The sequence below is a fragment of the Flavobacterium chungangensis genome (assembly GCF_042654045.1).
Classification (GTDB): domain Bacteria; phylum Bacteroidota; class Bacteroidia; order Flavobacteriales; family Flavobacteriaceae; genus Flavobacterium; species Flavobacterium chungangensis.
The window spans coordinates 86,815-105,994 of sequence record NZ_JBHSFY010000005.1; the positions used below are offsets into that span (position 1 = coordinate 86,815).

The 19,180-nt window shown below is 35.4% G+C and carries 9 protein-coding genes; 8 read left to right on the top strand and 1 reads right to left on the bottom strand.

All coding sequences use genetic code 11. The features are described from left to right. Positions 1 to 8: 8 nt before the first annotated feature. Entirely contained in the window at positions 9 to 1,544 is a 1,536-nt protein-coding gene (locus ACFO3N_RS09525; RefSeq protein ID WP_379797203.1) for a RagB/SusD family nutrient uptake outer membrane protein, read from the top strand. Positions 1,545 to 1,949: 405 nt separating this feature from the next. Beyond that, entirely contained in the window at positions 1,950 to 3,767 is a 1,818-nt protein-coding gene (locus ACFO3N_RS09530; RefSeq protein ID WP_379797205.1) for an alkaline phosphatase, read from the top strand. Positions 3,768 to 4,006: 239 nt separating this feature from the next. Here the strand turns inward: ACFO3N_RS09530 and ACFO3N_RS09535 are convergent, their stop codons facing one another. After that, positions 4,007 to 5,611 carry a class I SAM-dependent methyltransferase gene (locus ACFO3N_RS09535; protein WP_379797207.1) on the bottom strand — a complete coding sequence of 535 codons (1,605 nt, stop codon included), beginning with the start codon at positions 5,609 to 5,611 and terminating at the stop codon, positions 4,007 to 4,009. A gap of 391 nt (positions 5,612 to 6,002) precedes the next feature. Between ACFO3N_RS09535 and ACFO3N_RS09540 the strand changes: the two genes are divergently transcribed. The 6 genes from ACFO3N_RS09540 (at position 6,003) to ACFO3N_RS09565 (ending at position 19,176) form a co-directional block, all read left to right on the top strand. Then, complete coding sequence (locus tag ACFO3N_RS09540; RefSeq protein ID WP_379797209.1) at positions 6,003 to 7,013, top strand: LacI family DNA-binding transcriptional regulator; 1,011 nt, start codon at positions 6,003 to 6,005, stop codon at positions 7,011 to 7,013. Between the two features lie 177 nt (positions 7,014 to 7,190). Next, positions 7,191 to 10,283 carry a SusC/RagA family TonB-linked outer membrane protein gene (locus ACFO3N_RS09545; protein WP_379797211.1) on the top strand — a complete coding sequence of 1,031 codons (3,093 nt, stop codon included), beginning with the start codon at positions 7,191 to 7,193 and terminating at the stop codon, positions 10,281 to 10,283. 11 nt (positions 10,284 to 10,294) lie between these two features. Further along, positions 10,295 to 11,809: a SusD/RagB family nutrient-binding outer membrane lipoprotein gene (locus ACFO3N_RS09550; RefSeq protein ID WP_379797213.1), complete on the top strand. Its 1,515-nt coding sequence runs from the start codon at positions 10,295 to 10,297 to the stop codon at positions 11,807 to 11,809. 464 nt (positions 11,810 to 12,273) lie between these two features. Continuing rightward, a complete protein-coding gene (locus ACFO3N_RS09555) occupies positions 12,274 to 14,232 on the top strand; it encodes a beta-mannosidase (protein WP_379797215.1) in 1,959 nt (652 codons plus the stop codon). A gap of 198 nt (positions 14,233 to 14,430) precedes the next feature. Further along, positions 14,431 to 16,692 carry a GH92 family glycosyl hydrolase gene (locus tag ACFO3N_RS09560; protein WP_379797217.1) on the top strand — a complete coding sequence of 754 codons (2,262 nt, stop codon included), beginning with the start codon at positions 14,431 to 14,433 and terminating at the stop codon, positions 16,690 to 16,692. 204 nt (positions 16,693 to 16,896) lie between these two features. After that, positions 16,897 to 19,176, top strand: coding sequence for a GH92 family glycosyl hydrolase (locus ACFO3N_RS09565; protein WP_379797219.1), 2,280 nt, complete (start codon positions 16,897 to 16,899; stop codon positions 19,174 to 19,176). The last annotated feature ends 4 nt before the right edge of the window (positions 19,177 to 19,180 follow it).

Consider the following 19,180-nt stretch of genomic DNA (forward strand, 5'->3'; position numbering starts at 1 on the left):
CAATTAAAATGAAAAAAATAAGTCTTTTATTATTGAGTTTCGTGCTTTTGGTAAGCACTTCGGCTTGCGAAAGCGAACTTGATGTTGTGCCACAAGGAGCTCCGTCAAGCGGAAATTTCTGGAAAACGCCAGCAGATGCAAAAGCGGGAGTAAATGCAATTTATGCTTTATATTCTGATGATAATATGTACGGTCGTGGTTTCTTCTGGTTGAATAATGCCAGCGATGATATAGGAACAAAACCAAGACAGAATGCAGAAAGAATCAAAAATTTTATTGTAGACGGATCAGAATCGGATACTAAGGATATTTGGAGAATTCACTACGAAATTATGAAACGTTGCAATGACGTGATTCGCAATATTCCAAAGATTGCATTGGATGAAAGTACAAAAAACGGAATGTTGGGAGAAGCTTATTTTAACCATGCTGTAATGCATTTAGAATTGGCTTACCACTATGGAGACGATCGTGCCGGAATTCCGATTCAAGATAGAGAAGATCCAACAAATGTTTTTGTGCCTCGTGCTAAAAATGTGGCCGAAAATTACGCTTATATTGAAGCAGATTTAATCAAAGCGGCAGATTTGCTGCCTTATTTTGATCAGCTTACGCCAGACAATTACGGACGCGCGCACAAAACTGCAGCTTGGGCTTATTTGGTTCGTACGTATTTGTATGCAAAAGATTGGGACAACGCCATCAAATATGCAAACATGATCGTGGCTAGCGGAAAGCACAAATTATTAGACAATTTTGAAGATGTATTTAAAATCAGTAATAACTGGTCTTCAGAATATATTTGGTCGGTAACTTCAAGCGCAGAAAATACTTCTTTGGGTTCTATTTTTCCTGGAGTTTGTTTAGAAGATAAAGGTTGGGGAGTTTACAACGGATGGGGAAATTTTTATCCAACAAAAGAATTATTCGATACTTACGCAGCCAACGATAAAAGACGCAGCGCTACAATTTTACAAAAAGGAGACAAATTTGTTTATTTCGGGGAAACAGTAACTTTTAACGAAGGGAATCACGTAGTAAGTTCAAGTAACAGAACAGGTTATCAGTTTAAAAAATATATGGAGCCGTTCAGTTATCCAAAAACAACTTCAGGCGGAGTAGATATTCGTTACGTAAATGCAAACGGAGACAAACCTTCAACAGCTTTAAATGTGCCTCTTTTGCGTTATGCAGATGTCATTTTGATGTTAGCGGAAGCGAAATTAATGAAAGGGCAAAACGCAGATACAGAAATCAATATGATTCGCCACCGCGCAGGTCTTACAGATATTGCTGGTGCGACAATGGTCGATTTAAAAAGAGAAAGAAGATGCGAGTTGGCAGGAGAATGGACAGATCGCCATTTCGATTTAGTGCGTTGGGGAGATGCAAAAGAAACGTACGCAAAACCATTGCACCATTACAATGGAAGCGTAATTTATCCTGCTCGTAATTTCAATCCAGCGATTCATCACGTTTGGCCAATTCCACCAGATGAAATCGCAGTAAGTAAAGGAGCTTTGACTCAAAACCAAGGCTGGTAATACGTTAATTTCATTGTGTTTTTTTAGTTTTTTATACTGCAGTCTTAGTCAGGAGACTGCAGTTGTAAAAAAAACAGAGTAAAGTTTGTCATTTCGAGGAATGACAAGTCGTACGCATTCACACAATCTTGTCATTTCGACGAAGGAGAAATCCTCACAAGAAGCTCCGCAATCTAAAACCCCAATCTTTGCCGAGTTACTTACGAAGATTTGCTTCGCCTATTCGCTATCGCTCGAGTCTCCTTCGTCGAAATGACAAGATTACTTTTTACTATGTGCATTTAAACAAGTGAAACGCCTTTATACATAAAGAAAAGCTATGTTTCTATGTGTTAAAAAATAAACAGCATAAACCCGTTTCTAATAAAGTTACCTACAGCTTTAAAAGAATATAAATCATTTTCGATGAAAAAAATAATCACCCTTTTTTGCCTTCAATTTTGCCTCTTCGCGCAAGCGCAGGAATACAGTTCTACCAACATTCATTCGCATAACGATTACGAAAGTAAGTTGCCATTTTATGGAGCTTATTCTAACGAAACTGGCGTTATAGAAGCCGATGTTTTTTTAGTGAATAACGAATTATTTGTGGCGCATACTTCTAAAGAAATTGCTTCTCACAATACACTTAAAAGCATGTATTTGGAACCGCTTTCTAATAAATTAAAAACATTGGAAGGAAAAGCTTATCCGAGCAATAAACCATTGATTTTAATGATTGATATTAAGTCAGATGCCGATTCGACTCTAAAAGCAATTACACAGCAGCTAAAGACTTTTCCAGATATCATTTCGAACAAAAATATAAAAGTGGTTATTTCTGGAAACAGACCTTTGCCATCGCTTTGGGCAACGTATCCAGATTTTATTTATTTTGATGGAAGATTGAATGAAAATTATACTTCAGATCAATTGGCGAGAGTTGAAATGATTAGCGAAGATTTGCATGAAATCACAGTTTGGAACGGAAAAGGTGTTTTGACGCAACCAGATGCCGAAAAAATTCAGGCAATTATTAAAAAAGTCCATGATCAAAAGAAAAAAGTAAGATTCTGGGCTACGCAAGACAACGTGAACACGTATATGACTTTGATGAATTTAAAAGTTGATTTCATCGGAACGGATAAAGTAGCCGAACTGACGCAATTTATTAATAGTATCAAAACGACATTTTATCAGAATACAGAATTTCATCAAGCTTATGTTCCTAAAAATGTTTTCAAGAATAAACGTCCAAAAAATGTTATTCTTTTAATTGGAGACGGAATGGGATTAACGCAAATCTATTCTGGTTATACAGCCAATAAAGGGCAATTGAGTTTATTCAATATTCCAACTCAAGGATTCTCAATCACAAAAGCTTCAGATAGTTATATTACAGATTCTGCCGCAGGAGCAACGGCAATGGCAACAGGACATAAAACCAATAACCGTTTTATAAGCGTTGATGAACAAGGAAAACCGCTTCAGACGATTGCAGAACAATTGGCAAAGAGAAACTATAAAACGGCAATTATTTCTGCTGGAAATATTACAGATGCAACTCCGGCTGCATTTTATGCGCATCAGCCAGAAAGAAGTTTAAGCGAACCAATTGCAAACGATTTTCTTTCGAATCCGTCAGATATTTTAATTGGAGGGGGACAGAAAGAATTTATTTCTAGAAAAGATGGCAAAGATTTGTCTAAAGCTTTAATCGAAAAAGGATACACTTTTTCAGATAAATTCTCGAGTTTAGACACGATTAAAAACAGCAAATTTGTTGTTTTAGAAGATGCGGCAGTAGTTTCTATAAAAAATGGAAGAGGAGATTTTCTAACGAAATCTTTAGCGAAAGCAACCAACACTTTTTCAAAAACAAAGAATCCGTTTTTTATTATGGCTGAAGGCGCTCAAATTGATTACGGCGGACACCAGAATAATGTGGAATATGTTGTGAGAGAAATGCTTGATTTTGACAAATTGGTTGGTCAGGCAATGGAATTTGTAGATAAAAATCCAGAAACATTATTAATTGTAACCGCAGACCACGAAACAGGAGGATTATCATTAATTGATGGAAGTATTGAAAAAGGGTACGTTCACGGAAGTTTCAGCACAAATGATCATACCGCAATTCCAGTTCCTGTTTTTGCTTATGGACCAGGATCTGAAAAATTCATGGGAGTTTACCAGAATACAGCAATTTATGACAAGATTATGGAATTGATTGGAAAGAAATAATTTCTTAAATAAATTCAAATTAAAGGAGCTTCCTAAAAGGGAGCTCCTTTTTGGTTTTATCTAAAATATATCGCTCTGCTGAAGCTTTTTGATCGGTGTCTTGAATTTTATCTATAAATATTTCGCTCTTCCAGAGCTTGAAAATGTTTCTGCAAAAATCCCAGCGGGGTAAAAAATATAGTTTATCTACTTTCCACATTTCACATTCTGCATTTCACATTCTACATTTCACATTTTATTTATTTTCCTTTCAACAAATTAATGCTAACCGTTGCTGTATCGGCATCAGGAAATCTCTTAAAAATAGATTGATCTGGAAATAATCCGGCTTCTGCGGCAATTGCATTAAAAACGTCAATTTCAACAATATATTGATCCGAAAAACCATGAGTGGCGTCATAAGCTGTTGCTGGAGTTCGACCTAAATTATTGGCAGTAAGTTTCGGGTTTATAGTATGAAGTTCAATGAGTAGCAGACCAAATTTACGTACATAAGGAGACCATTTTTGCAAATGTTCCAAAAGATTATCTTCAACCAGATTATTGCTAATTCTTTTTCCTCTGTAAGCAAATGCTCCTGTTGAAGTACTGACTCTATTTTCGTTACTATGCTTCGGATCTTGCCAAATTCTATTATGATCGAGAAAAGTCCTCACATTTAGAAGATCTTTCAAATCAATATTATAGTTTTCTTTCAAATCATCTGCCAGTAAATCAGGACGTCCGATATCGCCCCAAATTACTTTGGCCCAAATGTCTGCATTGATAAGATTGGCTCTTGTTACTTTCAAAGCGGTCTGATTGTAATCGGCACCGACTAAAAATAACGGATATTCATCGAGCATTTTTCCGCGTAAAGTTTGTCTATCGATTACTTCAAAAATATGCTGTAGAAAAGCGCCATTTCCGCATCCCATATCTAGAATTCCTTTAGGCTGTTCTTCGATCGGAAGATTAAAAAGTTTAATAAGAATTTCATCAACCACTTTAAAATAAGTATCATGCGCGCCTCCGCTTCCCCAAACATTCATTTCGCGATCGACATGAATTTCGTTTTTGCCTTCTGCAGTTCTTAAAGCATCTGGATTGCCAAAAATCAATTCTTCAATTTTGGCAAATGTCGGAAGATAAGAAACCGTAACGCCATAGGCGCTGGCTCTTTTAGCAAAAAACAAACCGGCTTCGGTAAATTGATAATTTCCTTTTTTCTCCAGAAACCAGCCCAAATGCACAAAAAAGTCTAATATCTTTTTAAAATTTTCGGGTGATTTATGAAACTCTTCAGGTCTAAAAGAAGTTTCCATAAAATACTTGTGAAACATTCCGTTCATCGCCAATCGAACAATAGTTGGTCCGATGAGGTAACCTTCAATATGTTTTAAAATCTGTTCTTGAATGCTCTTGGTTAGAGGGTCAATGGAAGACTCAATTCCGTATCTTTTTTTATATTTTTCAAAAATAGTATTGAGCTTTTCAAACGGCGTATCTTCAAACAAACGGGGATGAAAATGTATAGATAATTGAAGCAATTCGACAACGTCTTCGTAGAGATAAAACAGCGAAAAAGCAGTTTCGGTTTTCTCATTTACAGAAATTTTAATCACTTGCGTTTTATTATCAATTTCATATTCTAAAAATCCTTGAGAAGCCAAAACTCGCAAACCCACATTCAGATATCCTTCGTTGGCATTAAAAACAGCAGTAAGTTCAGCTATCGAGGTCTGTTTTTTATCTAATATAAATTCTAATACAGACTTATTTTTAAGTGCGACCGCTACAGGAGCAGTAACCAAGCCGTCAAGATGCCTGAAGATGGAACTTAAGAGTTGTGATTTATCGGTCATAATGCAAAAATGAAGTTAGTTAAAAATAGTGATTTTTTTCTTACGTAGGACATCTTGGTTTTAGTTGGCTGAGGTTTTGTTCTTGTTTTTTCTCAAAAAGTCTTTTTACAGAATTTTAGATTTTTTTCAATTTTTTTTTTGAAAAATAACACTGAAAAATGATTAATAAATACCTCAAAACGGAATTTAATCTTTATAAAAATTACAAAATCAATATTAAAAGTCAAAATGACAATAACTAATCAAAATGCTTTATTTGCTGAATATTTCGCTTTATTTTGTTGTTAAAAAAGAGATTTATTGAAAAAAAATTTTACTAAAACGTTTTTGTAAGTTTTGCTTACATATATTTGTGATGTACTAAAATATTCAACAATAAATTTTTTACTAGATGAAAAAGATTACAATTAGAGATATTGCTAAACAGGCAGAAGTTTCTATTTCTACTGTGTCTTTTGTTATCAATGGAAAAGGCGAAAAAATGGCTATTAGTCCGTCGGTGATTAAAAAAGTTCAGGATGTAGCACAAAAACTGCAGTACAAACCAAGCATGATTGCGAGCAGTCTGCGAACAGGAAAAACAAGATCAATCGGACTTATTGTAGAAGATATATCCAATCAGTTCTTTGCTGATTTGGCAAGAGTGATCGAAGATGAAGCAAAAAATATCAACTATAGAGTTTTTTATTGCAGCACAGGAGACGATAACAATCGTTCTGAAGAATTGGTGCAGAGTCTTTTACAGGCGAATGTTGAAGGCTTCATTATAACACCGACTCGAAATCTCGAAAAAACAATCAGCCAACTTTTAAAATTGCAAAAACCGGTTGTGTTAATCGACAGATATTTTGCCAATCAAAAAGTAAGTCACGTGGTAATGGACAATCACGAGGGAGCTTACTCGGCTACTAAATTTTTGATTGATAAAGGAAGAAAGAATATTGCGGTTGTAAATAATGAGTCTGGAATGATTCAGATGAAATTGCGAGAAAAAGGATATGTGGAAGCGTTAAAAGAAGAAGGAATCTATAACGAAAATTATACGCTTCATTTAGATTATCATGCAAGCGAGCAAAGCAGAGTAGAAGCCATTATAAATTTCTTTGAAAAAAATAAGGATATAGATGCCGTTCTTTTTTTAGCAAATTACCTCGGACTTGCGGGATTACAAGCTTTTAGATATTTAAAATATAAAATTCCAGAAGATATTTCGGTGATTAGTTTTGATGATCACGACAGTTTCAAACTGCATACGCCCACCATATCTGTAATTGCTCAGCCCATAGAAGATATAGCGGTCAAGTCGATACAATTGCTAATGAGCCAGATGACCAACTTTGAAGACTATAAAATTGAAAAAATTCTCAAAAAAGGCTCTTTAATAATAAGAGAATCAGTTTAAAAATTTTTTAACCATTTCACTAAAACGATTTAGTAAAAACCAAAAACAGCAAGACTTGCAAAGGCTTCTTGTTGCTATAATTGAAAGTAGAGTACCAATTTTTATTAATTATTTAAAACAAACACGTAACAACAAAACACAAACGAAATCAAAACCAATAACCAAACAAAAAAGCTTATGAGACGAATATTAGCAGTGTTAGGAGTGATATTGCTTAGCAGTTTAAGTGCTGCCGCGCAAAATCGATTAATAACCGGCATAGTTACAGATGCAGAAAACAAGGGAGTTGTGGCTGCATCAATCGAAGTTCAAGGAAAACCATTTAGCGCTGTTACAGATGCTGAAGGGCGATTTAAAATGAATGTTCCAGAAGGTAAAATTACCCTTAATATTTCTTCTATAGGGTTTCAGTCAAAACAAGTTGTATTACAAGAAAAAGAAACTAGAGTTGCTGTTACACTTGCCGAGAATACTCAGGAATTAAAGGATGTTGTGGTAACTTCATTTGGAGTTAAAAAACAGAAGAAAAGTTTAGGTTACGCTGTAGGAGAACTAAAAGGCGATGATCTGACAAAAAATAAAGAAATCAATTTAGGAAATGCTTTGCAAGGTAAAATTGCCGGTGTAAACGTTTCGGCTCCAGTTACAGGGCCATCAGGTTCAAGCCGAGTGGTTATTCGTGGTGCAACTTCTGCCTCAGGATTGAACCAGCCGTTGTATGTGGTAGACGGAATCCCGATTGACAATACACAGCAAGGAAATGCAGGAATGTGGGGTGGAGCTGATAAAGGAGATGGTATGTCTTCTTTCAATCCAGATGATATTGCTTCGCTGTCTGTGCTTAAAGGTAGTGCCGCTTCTGCTCTTTACGGGTACAGAGGATCAAATGGTGTTATCTTAATTACAACTAAAAAAGGTAAAAACGGAACGGGAATAGGAGTAGATTTTAGCACCAATTCTTCTTTTAATACACCTGCAAGTCTTTTAAAATGGCAAGATCAATATGGTGCAGGTGCCCCAAATGCGAGTGGTGTGCCAACTAGGTTTAACAATTTACAGGAACTTAGAGATTCGTACTATTTTGCATGGGGAGATAAATATGACGGAACACCTTCATTGTCACTTGATGGTAAAACGAGACCTTATCAAGCTTATGGAAAAGATAATGTGGAGAATTTCTACAGAACTGGATATTCTTTCAGCAATACTTTAGCGATCTCTGGCGGAAATGAATCAACAAACTTTAGATTATCTTTTGGAAATACAAAAGACGAATCTATTTTGCCAGAAACTACTTTTGGTAGAAACAACGTGGCTTTGAGTTTAAATTCTGCTCCAAATAAAAAAATCAGTATAGAAAGTAATGCTCAGTATATTTCTGAGAAAAGCCATAACCGTCCATATTTAAATGATTCACCAAGAAATCCATCTTTCCCAACTACTTTCATGACTCCGGGAACAGATATTAGATGGTTAAGCAATCCTTATGACGCAAACGGTGGAGAAGAAGACTTTTTGGGAGCAAACGTATATCATACAAATCCTTATTTTGCTACCAAATCTCCTTTAAACGACGATCTTAGAAAACGTTTTATCGGATCTGCAAAAGTAAATTATAACATTACAGATAAAATTTATGCTAAAGCTGTTATTGGTATTGATGATATTAATTATGAATATACTGAAGTTGAGCCTACTGGAATAAATTATAGCCCAGGTGGATCTATCGAAAACAGAATTGAAACTCGTTCTGAAGTAAATGCTTCTGGTTTTTTAGGCTACAAAGGAGATATTGCTAAAGACCTTTCATTGGATGCTTTTATTGGTGCAAACCGTCAGCATAACAGATACAGCGGTATTAAGATGAAAGGGAATAACTTTATTGTTCCATTCAAATATTTCTATGCAAATACGCAGCCAGATAAAACTGAAAAATTATTCTCTGAAAGTGAAGTAAACTCTCTTTTCTATTCAGCAGATTTGGGATACAAAGATTATTTGTTTCTTAGTTTAACAGGCCGTGAAGATTGGTTTTCGACTTTAGATCCGTCAAATAATAGCACTTTTTACCCTTCTGTAAGTTCAAGTTTTATTTACTCAGAAGTTATCGGTCTTCCCGAATGGATTTCTTATGGTAAAATTAGAGCGGGTTGGGGTAACGTTGGAGGAGCATTGCCAGAAGCGTATGCTTTAGCTTTAACTTATACAGCACCAGATGGACAAACAGATTCTTTAGGACAGCCAATTTTGGGAGTAAATGGAGAAACAATTCCAAATAGAACTTTAAAACCTTATAACGTAAGTACAATTGAGTTTGGTTTTGAGAATACATTTTTCAACAATAGAGTGAGTACAGATTTGACTTTCTATAGCAAAAAAACAACAAATGATATTACAGATGCCGATGTTTCTCAAGCTTCAGGATACAGAACAACAAAAATCAATGTTGGAGAAATCTTAAACAAAGGGGTGGAGTTTGCTATTAATGTAAAAGCAGTTAAGACAGAAAATTTCTCTTGGAACGTAGGTTATAATTTTGCTTACAACGATAGTGAAGTTTTAAATCTTTCTGATAAAATCACAACAAAAACATTAGAAGGAAACAGAGACGGAAGAGCTAATGTAGTTTTAGAAAAAGGGCAACCTTTTGGAGTTATTAAAGCATACGATTATTTAAGAGATGCTCAGGGAAATATCGTTCTTGATACAAATGGAAGGTTCTTAAGAGGAAATTTAATCATTGCAGGACAAGGTGTTGCGCCAACATCTATGGGGCTTTCAAATGATTTCTCTTATAAAAATTTCACTCTTTCTGTTTTTGTTGATGCTAAATTTGGAGGAGAAATCTATTCGGCTACAAATCAGTTAGGAACACGTTACGGATTATCTGAAATTACGCTTCCAGGTCGTGAAGGTGGTGTGGCAGTAAGTGGAACAGATGTTAATGGAAATCCTGTAAACACAACAGTTTCGGCTTACGATTACTGGAGAAGCTACAGTGATGTAACCTCAAATTTTGTTTACGATGCTGATTTTGTTAAGCTTAGAGCAATTTCATTTGCTTACAATTTTCCAAAAGAATATTTAAAAAGAACGCCATTTCAGTCTGTTAGTTTAGCATTTTCAGCGCACAATTTATGGACTATTTATGACAAAGTTCCAAACATCGATCCGGAGTCAAATTACTCAAACAGTAATGCGCAAGGTATGGAAAGAGCTTCTATGCCTTTGACAAGAAACTATGGTTTTGCACTTAATGTCAAATTCTAATTCTAAAAAAGATGAAAAATAGATATATTAAAATATTTTGTGTCGCAATTGTTGGTGCTTTGACATTAACTTCATGCGACAAAGGATTCGAAGAAATGAATAAGAATCCGAACGCCTTAACAGATCCAGCTGTAAAATCAATGTTTACACTTGCAGAGATTTATGTAGATGGGCAAGATTTTTCTAATACAAGAGGAAACAACATATACGCGGCGCAGATTGTACAGCAATTTTCGTCACCTTCAGGAGCTGGTTCAAAATATGCTTATTCTTCTGAATATTCAGCTGCACTTTTTGGAGAAACATACGGAAAAGGATTAAATCAGATTTTTCAATTGTTATCTGTTGTTGAGGATACGCCAGAGAATTCAAATATGATTCAGGCTTGTAAAATCATGAAAGTATTTTTGTTTCAAAAACTGACAGATACTTATGGTGAAGTTCCTTATTTTGAAGCAGGAAAAGGTTACAACGGAGGTGTTTATTCTCCAAAATACGATACACAAGAAGCTATTTACAATGATCTTTTAAAAGAATTGGATGAAGCTGGAACAGCTCTAGATGCAGGAAAACCTTTTGTAGGAAGTGCCGATTTGTATTACCAAAGTGATGTTGCAAGATGGAAGAAATTGGCAAATTCTTTAATGTTAAGAGTGGCAATGCGTTTGTCTAAAGTAAATCCTGCAAAAGCACAAGAATTTGTAGAAAAAGCATATGCTAAAGGTGTGTTTACATCAAATGAAGACAGTTTGGTTTTACAGCATGATGCAGGGCCTCCAGGAGTTAAAACAAATCCGATTACTTCTGCATGGGTTAGAAATGATTTAAATGGGGGTGAAGCGAATATCAAATTCAGTAAAACATTTATCGATTTATTGAAAAATACAAACGATCCTCGTTTAAGAATTTATGCAAAATTAGAAGCAACAGGAGATAATAATCCGGCAAGTCAGCAAGGTTTAGCAAACGATGCAAAAGAATTTCCGGGAGGAGACAAAAAGCTTTTCTCAGATCCAAATACTTCTACAGTACTGCGTTACGATGCTCCAACATTAATTATGTCTTATGCTGAGGTTCAGTTTTTATTGGCAGAAGCAGCAGTAAAAGGATGGAACGTTGGCGGATCTGCTCAGACTTACTATGAAAACGGAGTAAGAGCTGCGATGAATATTTTAACGATTTTTGGAGATAAGGTACCTGCCGTTTCATTAGCAGAATATAACACTTACATTGCCACTTATCCGTTTAAATCTGGAGGGACACAAGCAGAAAAAATCGAGCAGATTATTACTCAAAAATGGATTGTTTTGCTATTTAACGGTTTTGAAGCATTCTCAGAATACAGAAGAACAGGTTACCCAGTTTTAGTTCCTGTTAATGATCCAACTGGTGAAACTCAAGGAACAATTCCGAGAAGATTAATTTATGATCAGTCAGAACTTATTACAAATGAGGCTAATTATAAAGAAGCCATTCAACGCCAAGGTTTAGATTTAATGACCACAAGAATCTGGTGGGATAAATAATTTTTAAAATGGTTGGTTAGTTAAGATAAGTCGGGTAATGAGCATACCCGGCTTATTTTTAAAATCATATAATGAATTGATTTAAAAAATAAGCAGTTTGAAAAATTACTTTACAGATTCAAATACCTTTTTTTTCGCAGCAAACTAAGAGAGATTCTGCTGAAAAAGATGGGTTTAACTTTCTGCATTTTAAATATTTCAAAAAGCTATACTTAAAATTTTATTCAATTATTTGAATTTAAAACGATCCATATCAAAAAACAAAAGTATAAGGCAGTGGTAAAGAAGATATTTCTAGTTGTATTTTAGAGTTACTAACAAAGAATAGATTCTAAAGAGAAGGAATAAACTTGGTCATTTCTTTCCTTCTCTAAACTGCCAAATTAGGTACCTTTTTACTAATTTTAGAAGGTATTAATATAGTATTCCATAAAATGAATTATCAAAAAAAACTTCACTGTTTCATGTACCTATTTTGGGTAGGTTTTACATCAATTGCTTTTGCACAGCAAATTGATTTAAAAAACAATTGGAAATACCGTGAAGAGAAAACACAAAAATGGTACCCAGCGACTGTTCCTGGAGAAATTCACACCGATTTGCTAAACAGTAAATTAATACCAGATCCGTTTTACAGAGATAATGAAGAAAAACTGCAATGGATAGAACGCAGGAATTGGGAATACAAAACCACTTTTCAGGTTACAGCAAATATGCTGAAAAAGAAAAACACAGATTTAGTTTTTGACGGGTTAGATACTTATGCATCTGTTTATGTAAACAATCAGTTGGTTTTAAAAGCCGATAATATGTTTCGTCAATGGCGTGTTGAGGTTAAAAAAGTCTTGAAATCAGGAAATAATGATTTGAGAATTGTATTTCAATCGGCACAAAATGTGGTTGACTCGCTGGCAAAAAAAGATTATCCATTTGTAATTCCAGACAATCCGCGTGCCTATGTGCGTAAAGCACAATACCATTTTGGTTGGGATTGGGGGCCAAAATTTACAACCTGCGGAATATGGAAAACACCAAGATTAGAATCTTATGACGAAAAAAATCCCGAGAAACCTTATGTTTTAAATCGAAAGATTGAATTAATACAAGAGCCAGATAGTTTAGGCAGATCTTTCTATTTTAAAATTGATGGAAAACCAGTTTACATGAAAGGAGCCAATTATATTCCATCAGATGCTTTTCTTTCTAGAGTAGATAAAAAAGAATATGAAAAAATAGTTTTATCTGCCAAAGAAGCCAATATGAATATGCTTCGCGTTTGGGGCGGAGGAATTTATGAAGATGATTATTTCTACGCTTTATGTGATAAATACGGCATAAATGTCTGGCAGGATTTTATGTTCGCTGGTACAATGGTTCCTGGAGACGATGCTTTTTTTGACAATGTAAAAAAAGAAGTTCAGTATCAGGTAAAAAGACTGCGTCATCATCCAAGTATCGTTTTATGGTGTGGAAATAACGAATCTGATGAAGCATTTAAAAATTGGGGCTGGATGAAAAGTTTCAAAATTTCAAAACAAGATTCAATTCGTTTGTGGAAAGATTATACGCGTTTATTTCATGATAGTATTCCGAAATGGGTAAAAGAAGTGGATGATAAACGTCCGTATCTAAGTTCTTCGCCTTTACACCATTGGTCGAAAGCAAAAAGCATTACCGAAGGAGACAGCCACTATTGGGGAATTTGGTGGGGATTGGAAGATATTGAAGCCGTTCAGAAAAAAACAGGACGTTTTGTGAGCGAATACGGAATGCTGTCTTTACCAAATTATTCTACAGTTGAAAGTTTTACTGCTCCAGAAGACCGCCACTTATATTCAGATATACTAAAAGTACATTTAAAAGCAGGCAAAGGTTTTGATAAATTAGATGCCTATTTAGGTAAATATTTCATCGATGCCTCTAAAATTAAAAAGATGAACTTGGAAGATTATGCCTATTTGAGCCAATGTCTGCATTATTATGCAATCAAAAATATTGTTGGGATTCATCGTTCGAAAGCGCCTTATAATATGGGAACTCTAGTCTGGCAATTAAACGACTGCTGGCCTGTCGCAAGTTGGAGTATTACCGATTATAATAACCGACAGCCAAAAGCAGCTTGGTACGCCATAAAAGAAGCATACAGAGACGATATAAAACCAGAAACCGATTTTACGCATCCAAAAGATTTGGCATTAGAAGACCCAAAAATCAGCTGGAAGATAAAAGGGAATAGCGTAATTATAAAAGCTCAGAAAATGGCAAAATACGTTTGCATTTCCATGAAAGGGTATAATGGAAAGTGGAGCGATAATTATTTTGATTTAAAAGAAGGAGAAGAAAAAACAATTTCGTTTGAAGGGAAAATAGCAAAACCAGCGATTAAGATTTATTCTTTGTTTGAGGTTCTTAAAAGGTACTAAGATTCTAAGGTTCTAAGGTACAAAGGTTTTTTGTAGAGACGCACCGCAGTGCGTCTGCTTATGAAAATTAGGTTTCATTCTTTATCATAATGTTCTATAAATGACCGTAGAGACGCACCGCAGTGCGTCTAACACACAGAATTTAAAAAATATTTGCGTCAATCATTTTAAACAATGCGCAATCAAAAATAAAAATATATGAGAATACTATTTAGCGGTTTCTTGGCTTTAGGTTTACTTTTTGCCAATCCAACAATTTCACAGCAAAAAAAAACAAAACAAACCGATACAAATTATACGCAATATGTAGATCCGCTTATTGGTTCGGCAGGGCATGGCCACGTATTTGTAGGCGCAAATGTTCCCTTTGGAGCGCTGCAGTTGGGGCCTGTAAATATTTTTGAAGGATGGGATTGGTGCAGCGGCTACAACTATGCCAGTAATACCATTTTAGGTTTCACGCACACGCATCTAAGCGGAACTGGAATCGGAGATTTAAATGATATTTTGGTGCTTCCTGTCAGCGGAAAAGTCGGTTTGACCAAAGGAACAAAAGAAGATATGGTAAACGGTTACGGTTCGTATTTCTCTCATAAAAACGAAGTGGTAAAGCCAGGATATTACAGCGTTTTATTGGATAAATATAAAATCAAAGCCGAATTAACGGCCAGTGAAAGAGTTGGTTTTCATAAATATACTTTTGAGAACACAGACGATTCACACATTTTAATTGATCTAGCTGACGGAATTGGTTGGGACAGACCGGTAAAAACGTTCATTAAAAAAATCAGCGAAACCAAAATTGAAGGCTATCGTTATTCGACAGGTTGGGCAGCAGATCAGCGCATTTATTTTGCAATGGAATTCTCTGAGCCAATTGCCAATATAAAGGTTTATGATAGTACAGAGGTGGTTAAAGGAACTCAAGGCGAAGGCTTAAAAATAAAAGCTGTTTTAGATTTCAAAACCTTAAAAAACAAACAGATTCTGGTAAAAGTTGGGATTTCTCCAGTTAGTACAGAAAATGCATCAGCCAATATAAAAGCAGAAATTCCGAATTGGGATTTTGAAGCTGTTGTAAAATCGGCTGATTCAAAATGGAACAAAGAGCTTAATAAAGTTCAGATAAAAGCAGACGAAAAAACAATGAAAGTTTTCTATACTTCATTGTATCACACCATGTTTGCACCTTCTATTTTTAATGATGCGAACGGAGATTATCTTGGAACAGATAAAAAAGTCTACGAAAAGGCCAATTTTACCAATTACACTACTTTTTCACTTTGGGATACGTACCGCGGACTGCATCCATTATACACCATTACGCAACCAGAAAAAATCAATGATATTGTAAAATCGTTTTTAGCGATTTATCAGCAGCAGGGCAGATTGCCGGTTTGGCATTTAATGGGTAACGAAACCAATACCATGAATGGAAATCATTCTATAGCCGTTATCGTTGATGCTTATTTAAAAGGATACCGTGATTATGATGTCAATTTAGCGTACGAAGCCATTAAAAAAACGGCCATGCAAACGCGAGACGGAATGGATTATGTTCAGAGACTAGAATATATTCCTGCTGATAAACTATTAGAATCTGTTGGAAATGCTTTAGAATATGCAATTGATGATTACTGTATTGCTTTGATGGCGAAATCTTTAAACAAAACAGACGATTATAATTATTTCACCAAAAGAGCCAATTTATACAAATTGTATTTTGATAAAGAAACCACTTTTATGCGTGGTAAATTAACAAATGGAAATTGGAGAACGCCATTTAATCCGCTTTCTTCAGCGCATCGTAAAGACGATTATGTTGAGGGAAATGCGTGGCAGTACACTTGGCTGGTTCCTCAAGATCCCTACGGTTTAATTGATTTGTTTGGAAGCGAAGAGAAATTTATTACAAAACTGGATTCGCTTTTCCTGCTGACTGACAAAGTAGAAGGAGAAGATGTTTCGCCAGATATTAGCGGTTTAATAGGGCAATACGCTCACGGAAACGAACCCAATCATCATATTCCGTATTTATATGCCTATGTAGGGCAACCTTGGAAAACAGCAAAATTAATTCGAGAAATCGATGATAAATTCTACTCAACAAAACCAGACGGGTTATGCGGTAATGAAGATTTGGGGCAAATGTCGGCTTGGTACATTTTGTCTTCTATGGGATTCTATTCAGTAAATCCTGCAAATGGAATCTATGTTCTGGGAAGCCCGTTGGTGAATACAGCTGTAATTCATCATAAAAAAGGTATTTCATTTACGATAAATGCGGTTAATAATAGCGCTTCAAATATCTATATTCAAAAAGCAGAATATAACGGAAAGCCATACGCAAAATCATACATCACACAAGATATGATTGTAAAAGGAGGGGAGCTGAAATTATATATGGGAAGCAAACCGTCAATGACATTTGGAGTTAAGAAAGAAGATAGACCGTTGTAAGTAGTGTTCAGTGTTCAGTTTTTAGTGAGCAGTTTCCTAACAAGGTTTTTAAAACCTGTTAGGTATAATTTAAGGTTTAGATTTACGGCAGCTTTGTCAAAGTTTTAAACTTTGACAAAGCTTTAGGCAAACGAGATTGGCATTTTATAAAGAATAAAAATACCTAACAGGTTTAAAAAACCTGTTAGGATAACAACACATAGTATGAAAATAAAAAGTTTAATTTTTTTTGGATTAATACACTGCTGCATTTCTATAAATGCACAAGTTAAAGAGCCAGTAGAATATGTAAATCCATTAATGGGAACGCAGTCTTTGCACAATCTTTCTAACGGAAATACGTATCCAGCAATCTGCAGACCATGGGGAATGAATTTCTGGACGCCACAAACCGGAAAAATGGGCGACGGATGGGCATACACTTATACCGCAGAAAAAATCAGAGGATTTAAACAAACACATCAGCCGTCACCTTGGATGAACGATTACGGTCAGTTTTCGATTATGCCGGTTACTGGTAAATTGGCTTTCGCCGAAGACGAGCGTGCGAGCTGGATCAGCCATAAAGCTGAGGTTTCAAAACCGTATTATTACAGCGTTTATCTGGCTGATTATGATGTTACGACCGAAATTACCACAACAGAAAGAGCGGCGCATTTTCAGATTACATTTCCAGAAAACGAAAAATCTTCTATTGTGATCGATGCTTTTGATAAAGGTTCTTATATCAAAATAATTCCTTCAGAAAATAAAATAATCGGCTATACAACGCGCAACAGCGGCGGAGTTCCTCAGAATTTCAAGAACTATTTTGTGCTGGTTTTTGACAAAAAGTTCTTAACCAATTCAACTTGGATTGATAAAGTTTTGATTGCTGATAAATTGGAAGCAGAAGGAAATCATGTAGGAGCAGTTGTTGGGTTTCAAACCAAAAAAGGAGAAAAAGTAAATGTTAGAGTGGCGTCTTCTTTTATAAGTCAGGAGCAGGCCGAATTGAATCTGAAAAACGAATTAGGCGCATCGATTTTCGAAGAAACGGTTTTGCAATCTAAAGCAGAATGGAATAAAGTTCTAGGGAAAATTACTGTAGAAGATAATAATGCAGATCAGTTAAAGACTTTTTATTCTTGTTTATACCGTACAGTCTGTTTTCCTCAGAAACAATATGAAATTGATAAAGATGGAAAAATTGTGCACTACAGTCCATACAACGGAAAAATTCTTCCAGGATACATGTACGCAGGAACTGGATTTTGGGATACTTTCCGCGCCTTATATCCATTGCTAAATTTGGTCTATCCTTCTATAAATAAAGAAATGCAGGAAGGATTAATAAATGATTATAAAGAAGGCGGATTCCTGCCAGAATGGTCAAGTCCAGGTTTTAGAAATGTAATGGTCGGAAATAATTCGGCTTCTGTAGTTTCTGATGCTTATATGAAAGGATTACGCGGTTATGATATCAATACTTTATATGAAGCTTTATTGCATGGCGCCAATAATGAAGGACCGCTAGAAGCGGTTGGTAGAAAAGGTGTTCAATATTACAATACTTTAGGATATGTTCCGTATGATGTAAAGATCAACGAAAATGCAGCGCGAACACTAGAATATGCTTATGATGATTTTGCGATTTGGAAATTGGCAAAAGCATTAAATCGTCCGAAAAAAGAAATCAGTTTGTATGAGAAACGAATGTTGAATTACAAAAAGCTCTACAATCCGTCAGTAGGATTAATGAGCGGACGAAATAAAGACGGCAGTTTTCCCGCCAATTTTAATCCGTTTAAGTGGGGCGATGCTTTTACCGAGGGAAACAGCTGGCATTATAGCTGGAGTGTTTTTCACGACATTCAAGGTTTGATTGATTTAATGGGAGGAGAGAAAAATTTCACAGCAAAATTGGATGCTGTATTTACAATGCCTCCAATTTTTGATGATAGTTATTATGGAGCTGTTATTCACGAAATCCGCGAAATGCAGATTATGAATATGGGACAATACGCTCACGGAAACCAGCCAATTCAGCACATGATTTACTTGTACAATTACGCAGGAGAACCTTGGAAAACACAATACTGGTCAAGAGAAGTTATGAACCGTTTATACAAACCGACTCCAGACGGTTATTGCGGAGATGAAGATAACGGACAGACATCTGCATGGTATATTTTCTCAGCCATGGGATTCTATCCAGTTTGTCCAGGAACTGAAGAATATGTTTTGGGAGCGCCTTTGTTTGAGAAAACAACTTTACAGTTAGAAAACGGAAAACAGCTTATTATCAATGCACCAAATAATTCAGAAACCAATAAATATGTAAACGAATTAAAATGGAATAATGCTCTTCATACTAAAAATTACATCAACCATTTTGATGTATTAAAAGGAGGCGAATTAAATTTTGATATGGCAAGTTCTCCTAATTTTAAAAGAGGCACAACCAAAGAAGCATTCCCATATTCTTATTCAACTTCAAAATAAAAAT